The sequence below is a fragment of the Mesorhizobium sp. WSM4830 genome, from assembly GCF_055811495.1.
Map to the genome: position 1 here is coordinate 125,359 of NZ_JBVVQI010000015.1, position 19,195 is coordinate 144,553.

Below are 19,195 nucleotides of genomic sequence, written 5' to 3' on the forward strand. Positions count from 1 at the left end.
TACGCCTCCGGTCCGGCGTCATTCCCTCGCCTTCAGCCATCTCAAGACCAGGGCCTCCTCGTCGTCGAGCCCGGCGATCGAGCGCTGGCCTTTGTTGGCATCCGCCATTTCGTCGAGCAGCCGTCCTTCGGACCAGGCACGGAACACTTCTGGATGGATGTAGCATTGGCGACAAACCGCGCGTGTGTTGCCAAGCCGCTCGGCAACCTTGTCGATGATGCTGTTCATTGCCCTCTTTTGCTGCGCCTTGCTTTCGGGACGTTCGGTTTGGGCAAACAGCGACGCCGCATGGATGGTGCCGCCCCAGGTTCTGAAGTGCTTGGAGCTGAACTCCGCTCCGGCGTTCTCCCTGATATAGCGGTTGACGTCGTCTGAGCGCACCGGACGCCTGTTTCCATCCTCGTCGAGATACTGGAACAGTTTTTGGCCCGGCAGGTCCTGCGCTCCACGCACGACCTTGGCAATCCGGCGATCGACAAGCTTCAATCTCCATTCCTTGCCGGATTTGCCGATGAAGGCGAAGCGCAGGCTCGAGCCCTTGATATCCACATGGCGGTCGCGCAGCGTGGTCAGCCCAAAACTCTTGTTGTCGCGGGCGTAGGCGGCATTGCCGACGCGGATCATCGTGTTGTCGAGCAGCCAGACGATAGCCGCCACGACGCGTTCCAGCGGCAGTCCGTGACGGCGCAAATCGACGTCGATCTGCCGCCGCAGTTCGGGCAGGCTTTCGGCGAAGGCGATCAGGCTAGAATATTTGACGCCGTCACGCTCCTCCGCCCAGTGCTGATGATAGCGGTATTGTTTGCGCCCGCGCTGGTCCCGACCGGTCGCCTGGATGTGACCGTCGGCATCCGGCGAGATCCAGACATCCTTCCAGGCCGGTGGAATGGCAAGCGCCTTGATGCGTGCCAGCGCCTCCCCGTCGACAATCCGCCCGTCGGGTCCTTTGTACGAGAACCCCTTGCCCGAACGCAGCCGGCGAATACCGGGTTCAGTGTCGGTGACATAGTTGAGCGAGGCCCGAACGGCCGAGGCTAGCGCTCCGTTCTGCGGCACCCCGTTCTTTGGTGCAGCTTTCCTCACAGCCGATTGGCCAGACGACGACCCGGATTTGTCCAGCATGTCCTCTCCACGGGAATTTCCGTAGATAAGCCGCTTGCCGGCTGCGGGTTCCACCGCCTCTTGATCTCTTGGTTCCAGAACAGCCTATCGACGTCGCCGTGCAACGAAGAGGTGCGTCGTCACGCCTTTTCGAGCACGACCGGAATGACGTCGACCGCTTGCTCGCCGACCTGTCCACCAGTGGTTTTCAGCACGCCGACGATCGGCGCCACGTCGGAGTAGTCGCGGCCATAGCCAACCGTGATATGGTCGTTGCTTGCCCGCATGCCATTGGTTGGATCGAATTCCTGCCAGCCGGCATCGCGCCCGCACCACACCTTGACCCAGGCGTGCATGGCGTCGGCGCCTTCGAGCCGCGGCTTGCCGCGCGGCGGAATGGTGCGCAGGAATCCGCTGACATAACCGGCGGGAATGCCGAGGCCGCGCAGGCCGGCGATCATGATGTGGGAAAAATCCTGGCAGACGCCGCGCTTCAGGCCGAAGGCGTCGCTGGCCCGCGTCTGCACGGTGGTCGCCTCGCCGTCATAGGTGAAATCGCGGTGAATGCGGTTGCACAGGGCCATGGCCGTGCCGACCGTCGAACTGCCGGCACTGCCTTTCGCATAGGCGGTGATTGCCGCGTCGATGCCGGCATGATCGCTGGCGGCCAGAAAGTGATGCGGCGAAGCCGGCGCCAGCGAGTGCACTGCGCCGAGTTCTTCCCTCAGCCGGCGTATATCCGGCGATACGTCGAGCCCGGGCTCCGGCCGCGATACCGACACACGCGCGCTCATCCTGATGTCGAGCGCATCATGCGCGTCCCGAAAGGCGATCGAGGTGACACTGTTGCCGAAAAAATCGGAAAAGTCGGAACGTTCGCTGAGCGCCGGCACAAACGACAGTGAAGCGGCGATGACGCGCTGCACGCCAGGGATGGTCGGCGGCAGCACGCGCACCTGATGGCGGCCGCCGCCGGCCGCCGCATCATAGTCGTAACGCAGGTGAAGCCTGATGTCGTAGAGCATGCCGTCTCTACCCGAAATAGGCTTTGGCGAGGCTGTTGTAGAGCCCGCCGATTTCATTGGCGAGATCGCCGAGGGCCTTGGCCGTCATGTCCGAGGGCTCCTTGATGGCGATCGACGTGTTGAGCTGCAGGATTTCCTTGGCCGCCGGCGACATATGGCCTTCAGCGCCGACAGCGGGCAGCAGCGCGATTTCGGCCTTCAGCCGTTCGAGCTGGAAAAGGATCGAGCGCGGGTTGAGCGGATCGAGCGCCAGAAGGTCGACCACCGTGCGCCGTCCCGCCTGCACCGGATACTGCCGACGGTGGGTCATGACGCTGTCGCCGATCTCCAGCATCATGTCGAGCGCGCCTTCCGGTGCCTGGGCTCCGGTCAGCCGCGCGAGCGTGCGGGCGATCTGGATGCCGCGTTCGAGTCTGCGGCCGATTTCCAAGAAACGCCAGCCGGCAAAGCGGTACATGTTTTCGTGCAGCAGGCCGGAAAACCCGGCCAGCTTGCGCAGGATGACCGTCATCGCCCTTGTCGCGTCGTCGCCCGGCGCCACCGTGGCGGCAAATTGATGGATGGTCTTCGACAGATCCTTCAATGCCAGCCAGCCATCGGGCGAGAAGCGGTCGCGGATCTGCCCGGCGCTGTAAACGGCGCTGTCCAGCGTGCCGATGAGCCCCAATGGGATTGCCGTCTCGACGTCGATGCCGAACGGCGCGAGATAGTCGCTGATATCGGCGAGCAGCGGCATCTCGGGATCGGATGTCTCGGCCAGCCGCACATGGTAGGCGCGCAGGACGCGCACCGTGTCTTCCGACCGCTCGATATAGCGGCCGAGCCATGTCAGGTTCTCCGCCGCGCGGCTGGGCAGGCTGCCCGGCAAGGTGCGGGTGAAGCTGTCGTGCTCCTGCGGCAGTAGCGTCTCGCGCTCCACCGGCCTGTCGCTGACCACCCACACATCCGCCGCCTGGCCGCCGCGCTGCATGGCGATAGCCGTCGGATCCAGCGAAAAGCCGACACGGGCAAAACCGCCCGGCATCACCGTCCAGCCTTCCGGCGTCCGCGCCAGGTAGACGCGCAGGCTTGCCGGCCGCGGCTCCAGCCAGCCGCCGACATAGACAGGAGTGGTCGACAGCGTCACCGCTTCCTGGCCGACAAAGTCGCCGCCGTCTTGTTCGATCCGGGCGACGAGTTCGGCCCGTTCCTCGGCCGACAGCGCTGACCCGAGCTTGGTCGAGCCGTCGTCCTCGAAGGCAAGCCGCGTCGACAGTGCCGGGCCGATCACCATGCTGTCGATATTGGCGAGCACATGCTCGCGCTCCGCCTCCTGCCCGCACCACCATGTGGCGACGGTCGGCAGCAGCAGTTCCTCATTGCGCAGGGCGCGCGAAATCTTCGGCAGGAAGGCGAGCAGCGCGCGTGTCTCCATCAGGCCGGAACCCAGCGCGTTGACGGCCGATACAGCCCCTTGCCGAACCGCCTCGACCAGCCCCGGCGTGCCGATCTGCGAGTCCGACCGCAATTCAAGCGGATCGGCGAAGGCGGCGTCGAGCCGCCGCCACAAGACGCTCACCGGCATCAGCCCCGAAACCGTGCGCACCATCAGCCTGCCGCCCGAGACGGTCAGGTCCTCGCCCTCGAGCAGCATGATGCCGAGATAGCGGGCGATATAGGCATGTTCGTAGTAGGTTTCGTTCAGCGGTCCCGGCGTCAGGATGGCGACACGGCCGCCGGCTTGCTTGGCCATGCCGATCAGCGCATCGCGGAAGCGGCGGAAGAAGCCGGCCAGGCGATGCACATGCATTTCGCCGTAAATGTCGGACAACGCCCTTGTGGTGGCGACGCGGTTCTCCAGCGCAAAGCCGGCGCCCGACGGCGCCTGTGTGCGGTCGCCAAGCACCCACCAGCGGCCGTCCGGGCCACGACCGAGCTCGAAGGCGCAGAAATGCAGGAAATGGCCGCTGGCCGGCCTGGTGCCGACGACCGGCCGCAAATATTCGGGGCTGGCCGCGATCAATCCGGCCGGCAGAATGCCTTTCTCGACCAGCCGGTTCGGCCCGTAAATGTCGGCGATGGTCTCCTCGAACAGATCGGCGCGCTGGACCAGGCCGGCGCTGATGGCAGCCCATTCCTGCTCCTCGATCAGCAGCGGCACATGCGCCAGCGGCCATTCCCGCTCATTGGCGCCGGCCTTGTCGTAGACGCGGTAATAGACGCCGGCATCGCGCAGGTACTGGTCGGCGCGGGCAAAACGCTGGGCAAGCTTTTCCGGACCCAGGTCCTCCAGCGCCTCGATGAAGTGCCGCCAGGCCGGCCGCGGATTGCCCGACGCATCGACCATCTCGTCGACGACGCCGTCGATCGGCTGATAGTGCTCCAGCAGACTGTGGGTCTGCGGCTTGCTGCGCAGCTTTTTGTGATTCCCCTTCGCCATGGCTGATCAGAGTCTTTGCGGCCGCCGAAGGTCAAGTGTCATCGGGAAATCTTCAGAGGCTTCTTCGTTGCGCAGCACATAGCTGGACGGGGTATGGCCACGCGGCTCGAAGCGGGCGAGCCGCCGCGCCTCCGCTTCGTTGCCGTTGACCGGGAACGTGTCATAGCTGCGCCCGCCGGGATGTGCCACATGATAGACGCAGCCGCCGACCGCGCGGCCCGACCAGCGGTCATAGATGTCGAAGACCAGCGGCGTGTTAACCGGTAGCGCCGGATGCAGCCCCGACGCCGGCTGCCAGGCCTTGAAGCGTACGCCGGCCACCGCGATCTCTCTGGTGTCGGTCACCTTCATCGGCACGACGCGGCCGTTGCAGACGACGGCGTGACGCTCCGGGTTGAGCCCCTCGGTCTTCACCTGCAGCCTTTCGACGGAGGAATCGACAAAGCGCACGGTGCCGCCGATCGCGCCTTGCTCGCCCATGACATGCCACGGCTCAAGCGCCTGCCTGAGTTCCAGCTTGATGCCGGCATGCTGGACCTCGCCGCAGAACGGGAAGCGGAATTCGAGCTGGGCATCGAACCATTCCGGACGGAACGCAAAGCCGTTCAGCTTGAGGTCGTCCAGCACATCGAGAAAATCCGCCCAGACATAATGCGGCAGCATGAATCGGTCGTGCAGCGAGGTGCTCCAGCGCACGAAGCGGCCGTCGAGCGGGTTCTTCCAGGCCCGGGCGATGATGGCGCGCACCAGCAATTGCTGTGCCAGGCTCATGCGCGCGTTGGGCGGCATCTCGAAGCCGCGGAATTCGACCAGCCCGAGGCGGCCGGTCGGCCCGTCCGGCGAAAACAGCTTGTCGATGCAGATTTCCGAGCGGTGGGTATTGCCCGTCACGTCGGTCAGAAGGTTGCGGAACAGCCGGTCGACCAGCCACGGCAGAGGTGCCGCGCCCTTGTCCGGATGCGGCACCTGCGCCATCGCGTTCTCGAGTTCATAGAGCGAATCGTGGCGTGCCTCGTCGAAGCGCGGCGCTTGGCTGGTCGGGCCGATGAACAGGCCGGAGAACAGGTAGGACAGGGACGGATGCCGCTGCCATTGCAGCACCAGGCTCTTCAACAGGTCGGGGCGGCGCAGGAACGGACTGTCATTGGGCGTTGCGCCGCCGACGACGACGTGGTTGCCGCCGCCGGTGCCGGTGTGGCGGCCGTCGATCATGAACTTGTCGGCGCCAAGCCGCGTCTGCCGCGCCTCCTCGTAGATCGCCGTGGTCGTCGCCACGCAGTCCTGCCAATTCGCGGCGGGGTGGATATTGACCTCGATGACGCCGGGATCGGGTGCGACACGGATGACGTTGAGGCGCGGATCGTGCGGCGGGCCGTAGCCCTCGATGTGCACCGGCAGTCCGATCGCCTTTGCCGCGTTCTCCGCCGCCGCGACCAGTTCGAGATAGTCCTCCAGCGCCTCGACTGGCGGCATGAAGACACAAAGCCGTCCGTCGCGCGGCTCGACCGAAAGTGCGGTGCGCACGGCGCCGCCGATCTCGGTGATCTCCTGTTCGACGCGGTCTTGCTGGCCTGTAACGGCCGTGAAGGATACCGCCTGCTGGCGTCGCGCCATCTCGTCGGCGCCTTCCAGTTCGGCCGGAGCGGGCGGAGAAGCAGAACCGGGCAAGATCGCCTCATGCGCCGGCAATGGTCCGCGCGGCAGCGATGGATCGACCGGCACGATATAGGGGAACTGCGCCGGCGGCACATAAGGCAGCGTGCCGAGCGGCAGGCGGTAGCCGACCGGTGAATCTCCCGGCACCAGGAACAGCCTGCCGCGCCGCGTCTTCCACTTCTCCGAGCGCCAGCGCGGTCCGGACGCCTGGCTGTTCCAGCGCTGGACAGGCAGCACATAGCCCGACGGCTTGGTCAGCCCGCGTTCGAACACCCGCGCCATGCGGCTGCGCTCCTCCGGGTCCTCCAGCTTCGAATTGGAAGGATCGACGTTCTCCGGCAGCTTGCCTTCCTTCAGCAGCCATTCGGCCGGGTCCTCATAGGCTTCGCTGACCATCGTCTTGTCGATGCCGAGTTCGTCGGCAATCGCCGTCAGCAGGCTCTCGGCCTGCTTCGGCCCGATATCCGCCTCGCTCTTTTCATGCGCGATCAGCGACGGGTCGCTCCACACCGGCTCGCCGTCGGTGCGCCAGTAGAGCGAGAAGGTCCAGCGCGGCAGGCTTTCGCCGGGGTACCATTTGCCCTGTCCGTAATGCAGGAACCCGCCCGGCGCGAAGCGTTCGCGCAGCCGGCGGATCAGCGCATCGGCCTTTTCGCGTTTTGTTGGCCCGACGGCGGCGGTGTTCCACTCGGCCGCCTCGAAATCGTCGATCGAGACGAAGGTCGGCTCGCCGCCCATGGTCAGCCGCACGTCGCCGGCCTGGAGTGCTGCATCGACCTCGACGCCCAGCGCGTCCAGCGCCTGCCAGCTCTCGTCGGAGAACGGCTTGGTGATGCGCGGATGCTCGGCGATGCGGTCGACCCGCATGTCGAAGCCGAACTCGACATTGGCGAAGCTCGCCATGCCGGAGATCGGCGCGGCATTGCGGAAATGCGGCGTTGCCGCGAGCGGCACATGGCTTTCGCCGGTGAGCAGGCCGGAGGTCGGATCGAAGCCGATCCAGCCGGCGCCCGGCAGATACACCTCGCACCAGGCATGAAGATCGGTGAAATCGGTCGCCGTGCCAGGCGGCCCGTCAAGCGCGACGAGGTCGGGCTTGAGCTGGATCAGATAGCCGGAGACGAAGCGCGCGGCGATGCCGAGATTCCTCAGTATCTGCACCAGGAGCCAGCTCGAATCCCGGCACGACCCCTTGCCGGCCGCCAGCGTTTCCTCGGGCGAGAAGACGCCGGTTTCCATGCGCACGATATACGCGATCTCGCGCTGCAGCCGCGCATTGAGATCGACGACAAAATTGACGGTGTTGGTAGGGTGGCGGTCGAGGGTTTTCAGGAATGCCTCCAACAGCGGCCCCGCCGGTTCCGGCGTTCGGTAGATGGTCAGGTCGTCCCGGATCTCTTCGGGGTATTCGAACGGAAACGTCTCGGCCGACGGTTCGACAAAGAAATCGAACGGATTGTAGACCGTCATGTCGGCAACAAGATCGACCTCGATCTTCAGTTCCGTCACCGGTTCGGGAAAGACGAAGCGGGCCAGGAAATTGCCGTAGGGGTCCTGCTGCAGATTGACGAAGTGATTTGCCGGCCCGACCTTCAGCGAATGGCTGAGCACCTTGGTGCGGGAATGCGGCGCAGGCTGCAACCTTATGACTTGCGGGCCTAAGACGACCGGCCGGTCGTATTTGTAATGGGTCAGGTGATAGACGGCTGCCAGAATTGCCATGGTGCCCCTGAAGTCGGCGTTTCAAAAGGAGTTCGCTGAACCCTGACACGAATGCTGACCATTCTCCAAGCAGAGATGTTGCGCTGCACCTAAATTAAGCAGCCTTCATAGCTCACGAAACGGAGTGCCGACCCCGGGATTCCGCAGTGTGACGGCAAGACGTTGCAACGCTGCAGAGCCGAAGTCCGGCGGGTCAGCACCGGGCGCTTCCCGCCGATATCGATGATCGGCAGCACACGCGATGCTTGGTCGAAAAGAGCTGAAAAGAAAAACCCGCCTCGGCGGGCGGGTCGTTGGAGCCAATTAGCGCCATACCCAAATTAGTAGCATAGCTGCCGGCACAAAGCAAGAACAAAATGTGGCATGGTCGACGAAAGTTGCCGATCTCCCGCTTTGCGAGCGGAGATACCAGGCACAGGCATCCTGGAAGCGGGAGCCTGAACCCTAAAAGAACGCCTGCAACCCGGTCTGCGCCCGTCCGAGGATCAGCGCATGCACGTCATGCGTGCCCTCATAGGTGTTGACGGTTTCCAGGTTCTGGGCGTGGCGCATGACGTGATAACCGATCTGGATGCCGTTGCCGCCATGCATGTCGCGGGCCTGGCGGGCGATGTCGAGCGCCTTGCCGCAATTGTTGCGCTTGACGAGCGAGATCATCTCCGGAGCCATCTTGCCTTCATCCATCAGCCGCCCGACGCGCAGGCTGCCCTGCAGGCCGAGCGCGATCTCGGTCTGCATGTCGGCGAGCTTCTTCTGGAAAAGCTGCGTGCCGGCCAGCGGCTTGCCGAACTGCTTGCGGTCGAGGCCATACTGGCGGGCGCGGTGCCAGCAATCTTCCGCCGCGCCCATCGCGCCCCACGAAATGCCGTAGCGCGCCCGGTTGAGGCAGCCGAACGGCCCCTTCAAGCCCGACACATTGGGCAGCAGCGCGTCCTCGCCGACCTCGACACCTTCCATCACCACTTCGCCGGTGATCGAGGCGCGCAGCGACAGCTTGCCGCCGATCTTTGGTGCCGACAGCCCGTTCATGCCCTTTTCCAGGACAAAGCCGCGAATCTCGTTGTCATGCGCGGCCGATTTTGCCCAGACGACGAACACGTCGGCGATCGGCGCGTTGGAAATCCACATCTTCGAGCCGGAGATCCTGTAGCCGCTCGCGGTCTTTTCGGCCCGCGTCTTCATGCCGCCCGGGTCGGAACCGGCATCCGGTTCGGTCAGGCCGAAACAGCCGATCCATTCGCCCGACGCCAGCTTCGGCAGGTATTTTTTGCGCTGCTCTTCCGAGCCATAGGCATGGATCGGATACATCACCAGCGACGACTGCACGCTCATCATCGAGCGATAGCCCGAGTCGATCCGCTCCACTTCCCGCGCGACCAGCCCGTAGGTGACGTAGTTGGCGCCGAGCCCGCCATATTCCTCGGGGATGGTGATGCCGAGCAGACCGGCCTCGCCCATCTCGCGGAAGATGCCGGCGTCGGTCTTTTCCTCGAGATAGGCTTCCTCGATCTTCGGAGCGAGCTTGTCGGCGGCAAACGCCGCGGCGCCATCGCGCACCATGCGCTCGTCCTCCGAAAGCTGGTCCTCGATCAGGAAAGGATCATCCCAGACGAATGCGTTCTTGTCGGCGGCCATGGCTCTCGGTCTCCCAAACTCATGCATGTCGTCCAAAGCTTGCCCGCGGGCCTGACCCGAGGGTGTTCGGCAGCTTGGGGATAACGACATGCATCAAACAGAAATCTTGAAACGCGCGGCTTATCGGCTCCCGTCCTGAAAAAATCAAACGAAATAGCTTCGCCGATCCATGAGCATTGGTGATGGATCATCAATGTCGAGCGCCGCCGTCTGACCTGGCGCAGCCCGGCTCGCGAAATTACTTCCGCTTCAGCGCATCGGCCAAAGCGGCGCCGAACGCGCCCTGCTGCGCCGGCCGCTCCGGCTGGCGTTGGGGCGCCGGCGTGCGCGGCACCGGCCTGCTGCCATTGTCGCGTGGCTTCGGTGCGCCACCGTCGCCGTCCTTGCGCATCGACAGCCCGATGCGCTTGCGCCTGATATCGACGTCGACGACACGCACCTTGACCACGTCGCCGGCCTTGACCACCTCATGCGCGTCCTTGATGAACCGATCCGCCAGTTGCGAGACGTGCACCAATCCGTCCTGGTGTACGCCGATATCGACGAAGGCGCCGAAGGCCGCGACGTTGGTGACGGTGCCCTCAAGCTGCATGCCGGGCTTCAGATCCTTGATGTCGTCGATGCCGTCGGCGAAGGTCGCGGTCTTGAAGCCGGGGCGTGGATCGCGGCCGGGCTTTTCCAGCTCCGCCAGGATGTCGCGCACGGTCGGCAGGCCGAAGCGTTCATCGACGAAGACGCGCGGATCGAGCGCCTTGAGTGCGGCGCTGTCGCCCATCAGAGAGCGAACGTCGCGCCCGCAGGCCGCAACGATCTTCTTGGCCACGCCATAGGCTTCCGGATGCACCGCCGAGGCATCGAGCGGTTCGCTACCGTTTGGAATGCGCAGGAAGCCGGCGCATTGCTCGAACGCGCGGGGTCCAAGGCGGGAGACCTTCAACAGTTCGCGGCGGCTGGCGAACGGGCCGGCGGCATCGCGATGCGCAACGATCGCCTCGGCCAGCGATGCGCCGAGACCCGAAACCCGCGCCAGAAGCGGCGCCGACGCCGTGTTGAGGTCGACGCCGACGGCATTGACCGCATCCTCGACCACCGCTTCCAGCGATCGGCCGAGGCGGTACTGATCGACGTCGTGCTGATACTGGCCGACGCCTATCGACTTCGGCTCGATCTTGACCAGTTCGGCGAGCGGATCCTGCAGGCGCCGGGCGATCGACACCGCCCCGCGCAGCGACACGTCGAGGCCGGGAAATTCCGCCGCAGCCGTTGCCGAGGCGGAATAGACCGAGGCGCCGGCTTCGCTGACGATCACCTTGAGCGGCTTCGGCCCGGACCCGGCAGGCATGTCAGCCAGCATGTCGGCCACCAGCCTTTCGGTCTCGCGGCTGCCGGTGCCGTTGCCGATCGAAATCAGCTCGACCTTGTGCAGCCGAATGAGCCTGGCCAGTTCGGCCTGCGTGCCGCGGACATCGTTCTTCGGCGGGAACGGATAGACCGTCGTCGTCGCCAGAACCTTGCCGGTGCCGTCCACCACCGCCACCTTGACGCCGGTGCGAATGCCCGGATCGAGGCCCATCGTCGGCCGCGAGCCGGCAGGCGCGGCAAGCAGCAAATCTTTCAGATTGCGGGCGAACACGTGGATCGCTTCTTCCTCGGCGCGCTCGCGCAGATCGCGCATCAGATCGAGCGTCAGGTGCAGCGACAGCTTTATGCGCCAGGTCCAGCCGGCGACCTCCATCAGCCAGCGGTCTCCCGGCAACTGGCGGCCGATGGCGTAGGCATCGGCGATCATCCGCTCGACCGGTTTCACCGGTGACACATCGTCCGCATCGACCTCGATCTCGAGCGACAGCACCTCCTCGTTGCGGCCGCGCAGCATGGCCAGCGCGCGATGGCTGGGCACGTTGGCCCAGCGCTCGACATGGTCGAAATAGTCGGAGAATTTTGCGCCGGCCTCCTGCTTGCCGTCGACGATGCGCGAGCGCAGGAAGGCGCGTTCCTTCATGTAGGTCCGCAATTTGCCGACCAGGTCGGCATTCTCGGCGAACTGTTCGGACAGGATATCGCGCGCTCCCTCGAGTGCCGCCTTGGTATCGACGACGTCTTCGCTGATGTAGGCCAGCGCCAGCTCGGCGGGCATGGCCGTACGGTCGGCGAGAATAGCTTCCCCCAGCGGGCCCAGCCCACGCTCGCGCGCGATCTCGGCCTTGGTCCGGCGCTTCGGCTTGTAAGGCAGATAGATGTCTTCGAGCTCGGCCTTGGTGACGGCCGCAGCGATCTTTGCCTCGAGCTCCTCGGTCATCTTGCCCTGCTCGCGGATCGAACCAAGGATGGTGTCGCGGCGCGCGTCGAGTTCGCGCAGATAGGCGAGCCGCTCGGCAAGGTCGCGCAGCTGCGTGTCGTCGAGGCCGCCGGTGACCTCCTTGCGGTAGCGCGCCACGAACGGCACTGTCGCGCCGTCGTCCAGCAAGCCGATCGCCGCCGCAGCCTGTTCGGGCCGCGCGCCGATCTCGGCGGCTATGATGGTTGCGATGCGCTTGATGTCGGATGCCATGTCGTACCTGTCGCTGGTCGAAACGAGCAGCGACCATAGGCGCAGAGCACCGATGCGCCAACCGCGACGTTTTCAACCCGGCGAGAGGTCCACAGGAAAGGTCGGCTGTCTGGATCGGATCAGACCATCCGGCCCAGCGCCTCGAAGAAAGAAATCATATCCAGATCGAGCGGATCGTCGACCGGCAGCGGCTGCGACGACATCTTTGCGATTACCATTTCGGCCTTCGGATTGACGTAAAGCCACTGGCCGTGGATGCCGATGCCGCAGAAGGCGCCGCTTGCCGCGCTCGTCTGGTACCATTTGCTGCGGTAGCGGCCACGCGGAAACAGGAACGCCATCGTGCCGCGTTGCCAGGCCTCGGCGTCACCGCCGGTTTCGGTCGTGTCGCGCACCCAGGCTTCCGGCACGATACGGCGGCCATTGGCTACGCCGCCTTGCCGCATCATCTCGCCGACGCGCGCAAGGTCGCGCGGCGTCACCGAAATGCCGCCGGCGGTGCGCGCCGTGCCTTCCATGTCGACCGTCACCGAGGCATCGCTGACGGCGCCGAGCGGCGCCCATAATTTTTCGCGCATTAGATCGGCGAAGCGCCGGCCCGACGCGCGTTCGAGCAGGATGCCGAGCAGGTCGGAGTTGGGCGAGCGGTAGCGGAACGTCCGGCCATGCGGCTCGGCCAGGCCCTGCAGCGTCATGAGGAAAGTGGCCAGGCTCTCGGTGCCCCCGCCTGGATTCCACAGCATGGCCCGGCGATAGCGGGCGAATGCGCTTTCCGGATCGAGATAGGCCTCTTCGAAATCGAGGCTGACACTCATGTCGAGCACATGGCGGACGCTCGCATTGCCATAGGCCGAGCCGGCGGCTTCGGGCAGATAGCGGCTTACCGGAGCCTGCGGATCGAAAATCCCCTCGCCTTCCAATATGCCGGCAACAATGGCGGTCAGCGACTTGCTGATCGAAAAGACGATGTGGCGCGAACCGAACTCCATATGCGGCGCGAACCAGTCGCCGACGAATTTGCCACCCTTCATGATCGTCAGCGTGTCGGTGTCGGAGCGCCTGAGAAAAGCCGCGACCGTCTCCGCGCCGCCTGCAAGAGCGACCTTTTCACCAAGTAGCCCGCCGAAATCCTGCGCCGGCGCCTCGCTGCTGCCCGGCTTTGACGCCACGGCAGCGCTCGGCACCAGTTCGCCGGCATTCTGGAACGACCACCGGCTGAACGGGCTTTCCCGCCAATTGCCGAGCAGCACCTGGTTTCGGGCAAAGCCATACCTGGTTTCGAACGCGGTCTTGCCGGCCATAGGCGCTTCCTTCGGTCTTTGGGTTCTGGGCGAGCGCCGCGGCGATGGCTTGCATGGCCGATCGCCGGAAAAACCCGGCGGCAATGCCGCCGGGTTGGGCCGGGTTACTTCTGCAGTTCGGTCCAGATCTTGCTGTAGATGTCCTGCACCTCCGGGGAACACAGTGTCTGCAACTCGCCGCGCGCCTTGACGGCTTCCGGGATAATCACCTCCGGCGCGTCCTTCATGTCGGCGGGCATGTACTTGTCCGAACCGGCAATGCCGTTGGCATAGCGGTGGAAAGCCGACAGGCCGGCGGCGTTCTCCGGATCCATGATGAAGTTCTGGAACAGCTTGGCGTTCTCGACGTTCTTGGCTTCCTTCAGGACCATGACATTGTCGCTCCAGAGACCAAAACCTTCCTTGGGATAGAAATAGTGGATCTTGGGGTTCGCCAGCCGCTGACGCAGGGCCGATCCGTTCCAGTCGCTCGTCGCCTTGAAATCGCCGGCGCCCATTTTCTCGATGGTGTTGTATTCCATCGCGATCCAGTTTGGCTTCGCGGCAACCAGCGTGTCACGCACCTTCTTCAGCGTTTCCTTGTCGCTGGCGCATTGCGCGCCGCCGACATATTTGGTCGCAGCGAACATGACGTCGTTCATTTCCGGCACGACGTTGACCTTGCCCTTCAGTTCATCGGGCGTGTTGAAGATGATGCCCCAACTGTCCGACGGCCCATTGTAGACATCGGTATTCACCACGATGCCTACAGTGCCCCAGGCCCATGGCACCGAATATTTGCGGCCGGGATCGAAATCGGGATTGGCCCATTCCGGCGCCACGTTCTTGAAGTTCTCCATCTTGCCCGGATCGGTTTCCTGGACGAGGCCTTCCTTGATCCAGATCGGCACGAAGGTCTGTGAGGGCACCGCGATGTCGAAGCCGGTGCCGCCCTGGCGGACCTTGGCCAGTGCCGTGTCATTGGAATCGTAATCGGTGATGGTCACCTTGATGTTGTATTTTTGCTCGAACTTCTTGATCACGTCGGGGCTGGTGTAGTTGCCCCAATTGTAGATGTTCAGTTCGCCGTCGGCGCGAGCCAGGCTCGTAGAGGCGAGTAGCGCCAACCCGATCGCAGCCGCTGTTGTCTTCCAGTTCATGTTCTAACTCCCATTTTCATGCTCAGTCCCGTTTCCTGCTGATGAAGAAAAACAACGTCACGATGGCGACCGACAAGAGCAGGAACACGGTCGAAATCGCGTTGATTTCAGGCGTTATGCCTCGGCGTATCTGGCCGAGCATGTAGGTTGGCAACGTGTCCTGGCCGCCGGATTTCACGAACTCGGTGATGACAACATCGTCGAGCGAGATGACGAAGGCCAGCATCAGTCCGGCCAGGATGCCGGGCCACAGCAGCGGCAACGTGATGCGCCTGAACGTCCGCCATGGCGTCGCGTAGAGGTCGGCAGCAGCGCGCTCCAGCGTAAGATCCATGTTCTCCAGCCGCGCCCGGATCGGCAGATAGGCAAAGGGAATGCAGAACGCCGTATGCGCGGCGATCAGATAGCCAAGACCCGAATAGCCGGTGAATATCTTTATGCGCGAAAAGAAGATCAGCAGCGCCACGCCGGTGACGATCTCGGGCACCATCAGCGGCTGGTTGATCGCAGCATATTTGAAAGTCAGGCCCGGATAGGCTGCCGTGCGAGTTGTCGCGAGTGCCGCCATGGTCGCGGCGATGGTCGCAAGGGTTGCCGCGATGGCGCCGATCTGGAACGAACGCAGCGTGGCGTCGATCACCTGCGTATTCTGCCAGGCCGACTGGAACCATTTGAGCGAGAAACCGCCCCATTCGGAGGTCGAAGTCGCGGCATTGAAGGCATAGACCACGAGTATGACGATGGGCAGGTAGAGCACGACGAAACAGGTCGCGGCGATCGCTGTGAATCCTGGCTGATGCTTAATTTCGAAGCTTCTAGCCATGGCGCATCTCCGACCGACCGGCATTGCGCACATAGGCAAGCAGCGCCACCATGACTATGATCATGACGGCGATCGACAGCGCCGAGCCAAGCGGCCAGTTGCGGCCTTGCCCGAACTGCATCTCGATCAGGTTTGAAAGCATCATGGTCTTGCCGCCGCCGAGCAAGATGGGCGTCACATAGGCGCCGAGCGCCGGGATGAAGACGAGGATCGAGCCAGCGATCACGCCGGGCTTGACCAGCGGGAAAATGATGCGCCGGAGCACCTGAAAGCGTGTCGCATAAAGATCGTAGCCGGCTTCGACCAGCCGGAAATCGAGCTTCTCCATGCTGGCATAGATCGGCAGCACCATTAGCGGCAGATAGACATAGGCCATGCCGATAAGGATCGCCGTGTCGGTGAAGAGTATCTGGATCGGCGCGGAGATGATGCCGAGCTTGAGCAGGACCGTGTTGATCAGACCCTCGTTGCGGATGATCTGCAGCACGGCAAAGGTGCGGATCAGCAGGTTGGTCCAGAACGGTATGGTGATCAGGAACAGCCAGAGGTCGCGCGTCTTCTCGCTGCGCGTTGCCATGAAATAGGCGGTCGGAAAACCAAGCGCCAGGGTGGCGAGCGTGGTCACGATGGCCAGCTTGATCGAGCGCCAGAAAATGGTGACATGGGCCGCGGCGAGCGAAAGCGTGTCGTCGAAGATGTCGCGTTCCATGAACACCGAAATCCACGCCTCCGGCGAGAATTGCCACTTCACGTCGCCGTAAGCGCCGGGCGCCAAGAACGAATAGACCAGCACGATCAGCAAGGGACCGGTCGCTGCCACGAAGATGATCAGCAGGGCCGGCGCCGACAGCAGCCAGCGGTCGCGGATGTCGCGCCGTTCGGCCGCCTTGGCGACTTCTTCCGCGCTCGCCATCAATCCCTCAGCACTTGCGCGGCGTCGTTGCCGATCGATACGCCGACCTTGTCGCCGCGCTCGAAACCGCAGCCTGCGCTGCGCGTGTTCTGCTGGCGCACGGTGAAGGCTTCGCCGCTGTCCAGTTGGACATGAATATGCGTGTCGGTGCCGAAATAGACGATGTTTTCGACGGTTCCGGAAAGATCGCCCTTGCCGCCGGTCAGCTTTGCGTGTTCCGGCCTGACCACCAGGGTGGCATTCGCCTTCGGCTGGAAGCCCTCAGCCACCGTCGCGTCGATCGTCGCGCCGGATTTGAGTGTCGCGCGCGCCTTGCCATTGCCGATGCCGGTGATGGCCGCGGTCAGGAAATTGGTTTCGCCGATGAAGTCGGCGACGAAGCGCTCGGCCGGCTTGTCATAGATGTCCCAGGGCGTGCCGACCTGCAGGATCTTGCCGGCCGACATCACGGCGATGCGGTCGGACATGGTCAGCGCCTCTTCCTGGTCATGGGTGACGAAGATGAAGGTGATGCCGGTCTGGTGCTGCAGCCGTTTCAGTTCGATCTGCATTTCCTTGCGCAGCTTGTAGTCGAGCGCCGACAGCGGCTCGTCGAGCAACAGCACTTTCGGCTGCGGCGCCAGCGCGCGCGCCAGTGCCACGCGCTGCTGCTGGCCGCCGGAGATCTGGCTGGTGCGGCGGGCGCTCAGCGCCTCCATCTTGACCAGCTTCAGCATCTCGGCGACGCGCGCCTTGATTTCGCTCTTCGGCTTGCCCAGCATCTCCAGGCCGAAGCCGATATTCTCGGCCACCGTCATGTGCGGGAACAGCGCATAGGACTGGAAGACGGTGTTGACCGGCCGCTTGAACGGCGGCAGCGTCGCGATGTCCTGGCCGTGCAGCAGGATTTCGCCTTCGCTGGGGAAATCGAAACCGGCGATCAGCCGCAGCAGCGTCGTTTTTCCGCAACCCGACGGCCCCAGCAGCGTGAAGAACTCATTCTCGCGGATCGACACCGAAACCGTGTCGAGAGCGGCGACTTGTGCGTCCCCGGTACCGAACACCTTGCGGACGCCGCGGACCTCGATTGCACTCTTACCCGGTTGATCCGGCACGCATTACCCCATTGTCATGTCCGCTCTTGATGGCGGATCCAGTTCCCATTTCGATTGTCAGCATATGCCGGTCGGCTTGGCAACCGTGCATCTGAATCTCGGTTCAGGACGCAAGCTCCGTGCCATCGTCAGTGTCATCATCAAACCTGATAAGTGATCTTGCCGCCGCAGATGGTGCTGACCGGATGCACCTTGTGCAGCAAACCCGGTTCAGTTGCTTCGATATCGGCCGACAGCACCACCAGATCGGCCAGATAGCCTGGTTTCAGCCGGCCCTTACGGTGCTCCATGAATTCGGCATAGGCACCTTCGACCGTATAGCCGGCAAGTGCTTCCAGCAGCGAGAAGCTCTGGTCGGGGTCGCCCGCTGCCCAAGGCTTGCGCAGCACCGCCGCCTGAACGCCCAGGATCGGGTCGACCCGCGACACCGGCCAGTCGGAAGCGAAGACGACATGCGCACCCGCCTGCTTCAGCGTCCGCCAGGCATAGCTCAGCGGCCATCTTTTGCGACCGATGCGCGAAAGCGTCGGCTCCAGCGGGAAGTCCATGGCGCCGGGCGGGTGCGGCGGCTGCATCGAAGCGATGACGCCGAGTTCGGCGAAGCGTGGCACGTCGGCGGCAGTGGTCACCTCGATGTGCTCGACCCGGTGCCGGCTGTCGCGCCTGCCGTTCTTCCGCTGCGCCGCCTCGTAACCGTCGAGAACCGCGCGCACCGCGCCGTCGCCGATCGAATGCACGGCGATCTGCAGGCCGCGCCGATCGGCCTCCACCGCCACCTCGGCGAAATGCTCGGGCGTAAACAGCGGCTCACCGCGCCAGCCCGGCCGGTCGGCATAGTCGTCGACCATGACCGCGGTCCAGCCTTCGAGCACGCCGTCATAAAACATCTTGACCATGCCGGACGACAGCCATTCCGACCGGTAGGCGGAAGCCATCCTCGACGCTTTTTCCAGCATGTCCAGCGGCATGAAATTCTTGAAATGAAAAGGTATCTTGGTGCGGCAGAGCAGCCGCCCTTCCTGCTCCAGCCCGGCAAGCAGCTCGAGCTGGTAGAGATTGCCGTCCATGTTCTGGATCGAGGTGATGCCGTGGCGGGCGCACCATTCCAGCCCGCGATGCAACAGGTCGCGATCGGCCGCGACTTCGGCGGCGGAAGGATACGGGTCGGGCTCTCCGCCTGTCGCAAGGCCGAGCCGAACGCGGTTCTGCCCGGAAAGCTCGAGGATCGGCCCGAACGCCTCGCCCTCGCGCAATTCGCCGGCCGCGAGGCCGTCGGTGCCCATGACGATCTCGTTGCCGGGACCGAGTTGCTTGCCGTGCAGGATGCCAGCCAGCTCCAGCGCCTTGGTGTTGGCCCACATCGTGTGGTGATCGGAAGCCGACATCGCGAACGGCCGGTCGGCGATAATGCGGTCGAGATGATGGCGGGTGACCGGCTCTTCCTTCGAAAGGATAGTGTAGTCGACGCCTGCCCCAAGCAGCAATTTGGCGTTCGGCCGTGCGTCCGCATAGGCGCGGATCGCGTCGCTCATCGCATCGAAGCCATGCACGCCCTGAAGGTGAAGATTATCCAGTTCGGCCGCGCCGCCGAAAAGATGCATATGCGCTTCGATGAAGCCCGGCACCACCGACCTGCCTTGCGCATCGATGACCTTCGTGGCCGGCCCTTTCAGCGCCTCGATGGTACGGCGATCACCAACCGCCAGGATGTTGCCGTCCTTTATCGCCACCGCCTCGGCCGTCGGATTGCCTTCGTCCATGGTCAGCACACGGGCATTGGTGACGATCAGGTCGGCATTTGAACTCATGATTACCC

At 64.0% G+C, this 19,195-nt stretch carries 12 protein-coding genes; all 12 read right to left on the reverse strand.

Annotated elements, in window-relative coordinates; translation table 11 throughout:
• Nucleotides 1–18 precede the first annotated feature (18 nt).
• The 12 genes from AC0L2Y_RS20010 to AC0L2Y_RS20065 all read right to left on the reverse strand — a co-directional run bounded on the left by AC0L2Y_RS20010 (nt 19) and on the right by AC0L2Y_RS20065 (nt 19,187).
• A complete protein-coding gene (locus AC0L2Y_RS20010) occupies nt 19–1,122 on the reverse strand; it encodes a DNA topoisomerase IB (RefSeq protein ID WP_352488805.1) in 1,104 nt (367 codons plus the stop codon).
• A gap of 119 nt (nt 1,123–1,241) precedes the next feature.
• On the reverse strand, nt 1,242–2,126 hold the full coding sequence (locus tag AC0L2Y_RS20015; RefSeq protein ID WP_473558900.1) for a transglutaminase family protein: 885 nt from the start codon (nt 2,124–2,126) through the stop codon (nt 1,242–1,244).
• Between the two features lie 7 nt (nt 2,127–2,133).
• Nucleotides 2,134–4,545 carry a circularly permuted type 2 ATP-grasp protein gene (locus AC0L2Y_RS20020; RefSeq protein ID WP_473558902.1) on the reverse strand — a complete coding sequence of 804 codons (2,412 nt, stop codon included), beginning with the start codon at nt 4,543–4,545 and terminating at the stop codon, nt 2,134–2,136.
• A 6-nt stretch (nt 4,546–4,551) separates the two neighbouring features.
• Complete coding sequence (locus AC0L2Y_RS20025; protein WP_473558904.1) at nt 4,552–7,923, reverse strand: transglutaminase family protein; 3,372 nt, start codon at nt 7,921–7,923, stop codon at nt 4,552–4,554.
• 444 nt (nt 7,924–8,367) lie between these two features.
• The gene (locus AC0L2Y_RS20030; protein ID WP_352454106.1) at nt 8,368–9,558 is read right to left on the reverse strand and encodes an acyl-CoA dehydrogenase; all 1,191 of its coding nucleotides are present in this window, start codon (nt 9,556–9,558) and stop codon (nt 8,368–8,370) included.
• A 238-nt stretch (nt 9,559–9,796) separates the two neighbouring features.
• Nucleotides 9,797–12,109 (reverse strand): Tex family protein, encoded by a 2,313-nt coding sequence (locus AC0L2Y_RS20035; protein WP_473558906.1) that lies wholly within the window; start codon nt 12,107–12,109, stop codon nt 9,797–9,799.
• A gap of 119 nt (nt 12,110–12,228) precedes the next feature.
• Entirely contained in the window at nt 12,229–13,410 is a 1,182-nt protein-coding gene (locus AC0L2Y_RS20040; RefSeq protein WP_473558908.1) for a serine hydrolase domain-containing protein, read from the reverse strand.
• Between the two features lie 104 nt (nt 13,411–13,514).
• The gene (locus AC0L2Y_RS20045; protein ID WP_473558910.1) at nt 13,515–14,549 is read right to left on the reverse strand and encodes an ABC transporter substrate-binding protein; all 1,035 of its coding nucleotides are present in this window, start codon (nt 14,547–14,549) and stop codon (nt 13,515–13,517) included.
• A 22-nt stretch (nt 14,550–14,571) separates the two neighbouring features.
• Entirely contained in the window at nt 14,572–15,372 is an 801-nt protein-coding gene (locus AC0L2Y_RS20050) for an ABC transporter permease (protein WP_473558911.1), read from the reverse strand.
• Nucleotides 15,365–16,285: an ABC transporter permease gene (locus AC0L2Y_RS20055; RefSeq protein ID WP_473558913.1), complete on the reverse strand. Its 921-nt coding sequence runs from the start codon at nt 16,283–16,285 to the stop codon at nt 15,365–15,367. The genes AC0L2Y_RS20050 and AC0L2Y_RS20055 overlap by 8 nt, the downstream gene beginning before the upstream one ends.
• Nucleotides 16,285–17,379 carry an ABC transporter ATP-binding protein gene (locus AC0L2Y_RS20060; RefSeq protein WP_473558915.1) on the reverse strand — a complete coding sequence of 365 codons (1,095 nt, stop codon included), beginning with the start codon at nt 17,377–17,379 and terminating at the stop codon, nt 16,285–16,287. The genes AC0L2Y_RS20055 and AC0L2Y_RS20060 overlap by 1 nt, the downstream gene beginning before the upstream one ends.
• Before the next feature lie 140 nt (nt 17,380–17,519).
• Nucleotides 17,520–19,187 (reverse strand): amidohydrolase, encoded by a 1,668-nt coding sequence (locus AC0L2Y_RS20065; protein WP_473558917.1) that lies wholly within the window; start codon nt 19,185–19,187, stop codon nt 17,520–17,522.
• Nucleotides 19,188–19,195: the final 8 nt, after the last annotated feature.

Excerpts from the sequence above, each read along its gene's own strand:
- AC0L2Y_RS20035 (WP_473558906.1), bottom strand. The coding sequence starts at position 12,109 with ATGGCATCCGACATCAAGCGCATCGCAACCATCATAGCCGCCGAGATC.
- AC0L2Y_RS20065 (WP_473558917.1), bottom strand. The coding sequence starts at position 19,187 with ATGAGTTCAAATGCCGACCTGATCGTCACCAATGCCCGTGTGCTGACC.
- AC0L2Y_RS20055 (WP_473558913.1), bottom strand. The coding sequence starts at position 16,285 with ATGGCGAGCGCGGAAGAAGTCGCCAAGGCGGCCGAACGGCGCGACATC.
- AC0L2Y_RS20030 (WP_352454106.1), bottom strand. The coding sequence starts at position 9,558 with ATGGCCGCCGACAAGAACGCATTCGTCTGGGATGATCCTTTCCTGATC.
- AC0L2Y_RS20010 (WP_352488805.1), bottom strand. The coding sequence starts at position 1,122 with ATGCTGGACAAATCCGGGTCGTCGTCTGGCCAATCGGCTGTGAGGAAA.
- AC0L2Y_RS20025 (WP_473558904.1), bottom strand. The coding sequence starts at position 7,923 with ATGGCAATTCTGGCAGCCGTCTATCACCTGACCCATTACAAATACGAC.
- AC0L2Y_RS20045 (WP_473558910.1), bottom strand. The coding sequence starts at position 14,549 with ATGAACTGGAAGACAACAGCGGCTGCGATCGGGTTGGCGCTACTCGCC.
- AC0L2Y_RS20015 (WP_473558900.1), bottom strand. The coding sequence starts at position 2,126 with ATGCTCTACGACATCAGGCTTCACCTGCGTTACGACTATGATGCGGCG.
- AC0L2Y_RS20020 (WP_473558902.1), bottom strand. The coding sequence starts at position 4,545 with ATGGCGAAGGGGAATCACAAAAAGCTGCGCAGCAAGCCGCAGACCCAC.
- AC0L2Y_RS20050 (WP_473558911.1), bottom strand. The coding sequence starts at position 15,372 with ATGGCTAGAAGCTTCGAAATTAAGCATCAGCCAGGATTCACAGCGATC.
- AC0L2Y_RS20040 (WP_473558908.1), bottom strand. The coding sequence starts at position 13,410 with ATGGCCGGCAAGACCGCGTTCGAAACCAGGTATGGCTTTGCCCGAAAC.